This window comes from Blautia intestinihominis, from assembly GCF_040096655.1.
GTDB classification, from domain to species: domain Bacteria; phylum Bacillota; class Clostridia; order Lachnospirales; family Lachnospiraceae; genus Blautia_A; species Blautia_A intestinihominis.
This window is the reverse complement of record NZ_JBBMEI010000123.1, coordinates 1-5,573: the sequence shown is the minus strand read 5'-3', so window position 1 is coordinate 5,573 and position 5,573 is coordinate 1. Positions and strand designations below refer to the sequence as shown.

The window sequence follows — 5,573 nt, the reverse complement described above, 5'->3', positions numbered from 1 at the left end:
ATACACAGAACATCTTATCATAATCAAATGCCCAAACAGCACCATTCACATGGTTTTCCACTGCTTTCTGATCTATGCTTTTCAAGCGTGTGACCATTTTTTCAATTTCTCCATTTCCCAAGTTACCGATATTTTTGCAGATAAACCGAAAGAAATTCAACGTTGCATATTCATCATGCCAATGGAACTCTTCTGGATTGTTTTTAATTTTACTGGCTCTCAGCTGTTCTTTGATTATCTGAGCAGCTACACCTTTCATCGAATCTTCGTATCTCATATTATTCACCTACTCTTCCTCAACGCCCAGTGACGGTTTAAATCTTTTATCCTTTGCCTGCGGTACCACGATCTCATAAAAATAAAATCCTAAATACCCAAGTGCCTGCTTCTTCATTTTATAAAAAGAAGTCCTGCCTATTCCTAACTCCTGTTGTACTTCCACATCTGTCTTATTATAATGACTGCAAAAACAGGAATGAAGGATTTCACTGAGCATCACACCATTCGGTGCATAGAACTTCACCAAAGTCATTCCCCGATAGATCATGTCCGACAATCCATAAATAATCATCAGATTATTCATCTCCCGGTGCATCTTTGGCACATTCAGCTGGTTGTTATAAATGCTCAGATAACTCAATGCATATGCCATATCTTCATTGATTTTCTCCTGGCATTCCATATCCAGTTCTTCTAACACAATTTGATTTTCCAAAATCAATTTCTGATAGCTTGTCATCAGTTCCTTGATATCTGTATAATGTCTCTCCATCGTTACTTCCAGATAATCCTGTGCATGGCTTGCCATCTGGAAGGTAATCTCTTTCATTGATTTAATTGCATAATCTCTGTCTGTCATCAGTTTCAAAATCTCCTTATCATCATCACACTAACTGGCGGTCTTTCAGACCAGTTCGCTTTCCCCATGATTTTGATGGGAAGCAATTACTTACTACAACTTGCAGAAGCGGATATCCAAAAGGCATTGTGGGAGCTGCCTTTGCTGACCGGAATCCATCTTCTTATGTAAAACCTACAGGAATATAAAGGGAAAGTGACTATCCCTGCCGGTTAATAATCCAAATAATATCGTCTATACCAATCTCTCCTTATGCTGTTTTTCTCTCCATAAACCATTTATCCACTTCATAAAACAAATGGCTTTCCTGTCCCTGTATCATACAGGTATACATCATTCCTACACCGCCTGCCTTTCTGCTGGCACATCGCTCAATTTTCAAAATTCTGTCAATGTTATATTTTCTTCCATCTTCCCAGGTGAAAAATATAGGAACCAGTTTTCCGTCTTTCCGAAACTCTGCCACTACATCTACATACACTTTATTCATACCGACACCTCACTATAAGATCTCTATTGCTCTTGGCGATGCCGGAATCCTTCGGATATATCCGTTTTGTTCCAACTGCTTAATTCTGGAAAAAGCAGATGACGTTGATCTTACTCCGATCAGTTTTCCAAATTCCCGAACTGTCGGCGGATATCCATGCTCCTTCGTATAATTCAAAATGCACTGATAGCTTTCTTCCTGTTTTCTGGTTAATGTCTGTTTCAAATCTATCCCTCCCATTATCCATGAAAATAACTGTGTGGATGAACTGTATGTGTACCAGCGTCCAAGTGGGATAAGACTTTATCCTGATACATAACTGCTCTCTGTATACTGAAATACCCAAACCGTCGTCTGATCTCATCTACAGTGCGATCCATCTTTTCCAATTTTTCCTGTTTCTCTTGATTACCAAAAAGTTCCAACTGGACGGGAATATCATCCAACACAAGATCTACTGCTCGAATACCAAGGCTTCTGATTGGATGCTCCCATTTATAATAATCCTTAAACAATTGAAATGCTGCTGTAACAATCTCATCTGTTATATTTGTTGGATGATGTAATTGTTTCTGCCTCGAAAAACGAAACAAGCCATTGTCTCGGACCGTAATTTCTATCGTTTTGCATTTAAAACCATGTTTTCTTAATCTTGCTGCAACGCTTTCTGCCAGTGCCATCTGAATGATCCAGACATCCAGATCATCTTCTAAATCTCTTGGAGTTGTGGTACTATTACCAATTGACTTCACCGGAGCTGTATACCCATCTTTGCAAACTGGATCATCGTCCCAGCCATTTGCAAATGACCATAACACAATTCCCATCTTTCCAAAATGGCTTTCTAACATTGCTTCATCACTTTCTGCAAGTTCCCCAATGGTTCGAATCCCCAGCTTCTGAAGTTTCTTCCGAGTCTGTCTTCCAACATAAAGCAGATCCGATGCAGGAAGCTGCCAAATCATACTTTTATAATTCTCCCGGTTAAACTCTGTAATCGCATCTGGCTTTTTGTAATCTGAACCAAGTTTCGCATAAATCTTATTCCAGGAAATTCCAATACTTACCGTTACACCCAGTTCGTATTTAATCCGATGGCTGATTTCTCTTGCAATCGTTATTCCGCTTCCTTTCAGATTTCTACTGGCTGATACATCCAGCCAGGCTTCATCAATCCCATATGGCTCGATCTTGTCCGTATACTCCGAATAGATTTCTCTTGCCATCTGTGAAAATCTCAAATACAAGTCCATCCGTGGTGGCACAAAAATGATTTCCGGACAAATCTGTTTTGCCTGCCATAATGCCATTCCGGTCTTTACACCTTTTCGCTTTGCAATATAATTTGCTGTCAGCACAATTCCATGTCTGGCTTCCGGATCACCGCCAACTGCAAGAGGCATTCCGGCAAATTCCGGGTGATGCAGCATTTCCACACTTGCATAAAATGAATTCATGTCGCTATGAAGAATTGTCCTGTCTCCCATTAACTCCACCACCTTCTCTCTGTTTGGTTTATTGTCTTATCAATTTCTGTATGCTTAGTATATATCTCCGTATTGGAGATAGTCAAGCGACATCTTGGTCGTACTATCTCCTTTTCGGAGATTTTTCTTGATTTTTGATTTTATTCGGGTTATAATGCATATAGAAAAATCAAAAAGAAATGAGGCGAACATATGCGTGCTTTCGGAGAAGTATTAGTAGAAAACAGAAAAAGGAAAGGCTACTCCCAGGCGGATCTGGTGGACTTACTTGCTCAGGAAGGAATTGAAGTTACTACGAAAGCAGTCTCCAAATGGGAGAATCTAACAAGAGAACCCTCCTTACACACAATCCTGACAGTTTGTCAGATTTTAGATATTGAAGATATATACGAAGAATTTTTAGGTGAAAATCCATTTGATCATGTCATGGAAAATTTGAATGAAGACGGCAAAGCTAAGATTATTGAATTTGCCAATCTTCTGCGGGCGTCCAGAAAGTATCTTCCGCATAGAGCCGATATCATTCCATTTGAAAATTATCAGCCGATTGCAGTAGAGCCAGCTTCTGCCGGTACTGGAAATTATATTGAAGACAGTGTAAAAGAAAGTTACAATGTCGGTCATCTCGCACCTGAAAAGACGGATTTTGGAATCCGTATATCTGGTGACAGTATGGAACCAATGTATCATACCGGAGATGTTGCATGGGTTCATAAACAAGACAGTATCTCCAACGGTGAAATCGGTATCTTCTATCTCAATGGCAATACCTATATCAAAGAGCTACATGACGGTCCGGATGGAGTTTATCTGGTTTCATTGAATGAAAAGTATCATCCAATCCAGATTTATGAATCTGATTCTTTTAAAATCTTTGGGAAAGTAATCGGAAAATGCAAAGGAGCAGAAATCCCTGGTTTTCATTAAAGATCAACTGCAGACTTCTAGCCTGCTCTTGCTGAAAATAATAAAGGAAGTGATAAAATGGCAATTAACAACACACTTAAAGATATCCGTGAAGAACGAAATCTCGTTCAGGCAGATCTTGCAAAAGCTGTCGGTTCTTGCAGTGATACCATCGGACGCATTGAGCGTGGTGAGCGAAATGCCTCTCTCGAAATTGCAATCCGTCTGGCACATTATCTGAAAATGCCAGTAGAAGAGATTTTTCAAATTGAAGACTGAACCGCAAATATCAGAAAACCGAGGACTGTTCCCCGGTTTTTCTTTTTCGCTAAACTATTTAGAGTCCTTTTACAAACTCAACTGCATTTTTTATATCTTTTCCATCTGGATGTCCTTTTGCTATACCACCCACCAGTTTAAATGGGCCAAATGTGTCATAGCCCTTGCATCCGAATTTTCCGATTGCTGTAGAATGCTTCTTGCCCAAAATCTGCTCTATGGATTTATAATTCGCACTTCCACCATAAGTACAGATCAGAAATACCCCTTTGTCGTCCGGTAGATTCTTCTCTGCAAATCCCAATATCGACTGATGAAATTTTGAAAAATAGATTCCTGATGCAAACCCAATCGTATCATAACTGCTCAGATCTGCATCTGGCTGTTTTACAGCATCAATCAAATCAACCTGACACTCTTCTGCAATGCTCTTTACTAATTTCTCTGTGTTTCCATGATGCACAGATGAATATACGATTACCTTTCTCATCATTCTTCCTTTCCTCTATTCCCATCAATCATATCATAGCTCATATCCAAAAAATCTAATGTCTTTGCTTCACTTACTGAACCATCCAGTAAAATTGTGATCCAGTGCTGTTTGTTCATATGGTATCCTGGCAAAAATCCAAAGGTCTGAATAATCATACTTGTCATTTCCGGATCACATTTTACATCCATAATATCGACAAATTCATTTCCTTCTAATCCTAGTTTGCATTTTTCAACGCTCATGACCACAGCATACCATTTTCCATTCTTATGTCGCAACACAGCATTATCTGGTGATTGTGCCCATAAATACTCCGGCATCGTACCATACTGTTTCTTCACATATTCAAAAATTTCTTCTTTCTTCACAATCTATTCAACTCCTGATTCTCCTGATATCCTGCCCATAATCATACCATATTTTCACTTCCCGTGCTACCTGCCAAATTCTTTTGCATTTTCCCGGTTCTCCTGACTTTAACTAATAGAGGGGTAAAACAGCAAGGACAGGAAGTGAGGATACACTTCCGGGAAATCCCAATTTAGGGTACCCTGCCCTAAATTGAAAAACGTTGAAAGCAACGATACTACTGTCCTCTCAGAAAGGAGAACCCACCAATGGCTGAAAGAAAGAGAAACAAAGAAATCCATTTTTATGTCACCGAAGAAGAAAGGAAGCTTATACGCAGGAAGATGATAGAATCAAAAACCAAAAACATGGGAGCTTATCTGCGTAAGATGGCAATCGACGGTTACATCGTCAACACCGATACCACCCCACTGAAGAAACAGTATGAGGAAATGCACAAGATTGGTGTAAATATCAACCAGATTGCAAAAAAGGTAAATACCACCGGAGATCTATATCCAGAAGAAATGCAAGAATTGAAAGAGATGGTGAAAGAATTATGGCGTATCTTAAAATCTTCCCCATTAAGGTAACTGACAAGAAAGCTCTGGACTATATTACAAATCCAGATAAGACAGATGAAAAACTGTTAGTTTCCAGTTTTGGCTGTTCCCCGGAAACTGCAGATCTTGAATTTTCTATGACAAGAGA

At 39.4% G+C, this 5,573-nt stretch carries 10 protein-coding genes and 1 pseudogene; 4 read left to right on the top strand and 7 right to left on the bottom strand.

Annotated elements, in window-relative coordinates; translation table 11 throughout:
- The 5 genes from WMO75_RS18690 to dinB all read right to left on the bottom strand — a co-directional run.
- The coding region (locus WMO75_RS18690; protein WP_349078721.1) for a hypothetical protein at positions 1-277 on the bottom strand (277 nt) is incomplete at its 3' end.
- 9 nt (positions 278-286) lie between these two features.
- Positions 287-859 carry an ArpU family phage packaging/lysis transcriptional regulator gene (locus tag WMO75_RS18685; protein WP_227589477.1) on the bottom strand — a complete coding sequence of 191 codons (573 nt, stop codon included), beginning with the start codon at positions 857-859 and terminating at the stop codon, positions 287-289.
- Positions 860-1,109: 250 nt separating this feature from the next.
- The gene (locus WMO75_RS18680) at positions 1,110-1,349 is read right to left on the bottom strand and encodes a hypothetical protein (protein WP_054335621.1); all 240 of its coding nucleotides are present in this window, start codon (positions 1,347-1,349) and stop codon (positions 1,110-1,112) included.
- 12 nt (positions 1,350-1,361) lie between these two features.
- Positions 1,362-1,574, bottom strand: a complete 213-nt coding sequence (locus tag WMO75_RS18675) for a LexA family protein (protein ID WP_117457280.1) — start codon at positions 1,572-1,574, stop codon at positions 1,362-1,364.
- Positions 1,575-1,588: 14 nt separating this feature from the next.
- Positions 1,589-2,836, bottom strand: a complete 1,248-nt coding sequence (gene dinB, locus WMO75_RS18670; protein ID WP_138344134.1) for a DNA polymerase IV — start codon at positions 2,834-2,836, stop codon at positions 1,589-1,591.
- 192 nt (positions 2,837-3,028) lie between these two features.
- Here dinB and WMO75_RS18665 point away from each other — a divergent pair, with 192 nt between their 5' ends.
- Positions 3,029-3,763, top strand: a complete 735-nt coding sequence (locus WMO75_RS18665; RefSeq protein ID WP_117457278.1) for an XRE family transcriptional regulator — start codon at positions 3,029-3,031, stop codon at positions 3,761-3,763.
- 57 nt (positions 3,764-3,820) lie between these two features.
- Positions 3,821-4,021, top strand: a complete 201-nt coding sequence (locus tag WMO75_RS18660) for a helix-turn-helix transcriptional regulator (RefSeq protein WP_054335619.1) — start codon at positions 3,821-3,823, stop codon at positions 4,019-4,021.
- 58 nt (positions 4,022-4,079) lie between these two features.
- Here the strand turns inward: WMO75_RS18660 and WMO75_RS18655 are convergent, their stop codons facing one another.
- Both WMO75_RS18655 and WMO75_RS18650 read right to left on the bottom strand, forming a co-directional pair.
- Complete coding sequence (locus tag WMO75_RS18655; protein WP_054335660.1) at positions 4,080-4,511, bottom strand: flavodoxin family protein; 432 nt, start codon at positions 4,509-4,511, stop codon at positions 4,080-4,082.
- The gene (locus tag WMO75_RS18650; protein ID WP_054335618.1) at positions 4,511-4,882 is read right to left on the bottom strand and encodes an MmcQ/YjbR family DNA-binding protein; all 372 of its coding nucleotides are present in this window, start codon (positions 4,880-4,882) and stop codon (positions 4,511-4,513) included. Before WMO75_RS18650 ends, WMO75_RS18655 begins: the two co-directional genes overlap by 1 nt.
- Before the next feature lie 249 nt (positions 4,883-5,131).
- Between WMO75_RS18650 and WMO75_RS18645 the strand changes: the two genes are divergently transcribed.
- Both WMO75_RS18645 and WMO75_RS18640 read left to right on the top strand, forming a co-directional pair.
- A complete protein-coding gene (locus WMO75_RS18645; RefSeq protein ID WP_015528451.1) occupies positions 5,132-5,455 on the top strand; it encodes a MobC family plasmid mobilization relaxosome protein in 324 nt (107 codons plus the stop codon).
- Positions 5,422-5,573, top strand: a pseudogene (locus tag WMO75_RS18640) (relaxase/mobilization nuclease domain-containing protein); the annotation flags it as partial. The gene WMO75_RS18645 and the pseudogene WMO75_RS18640, both read left to right, overlap by 34 nt.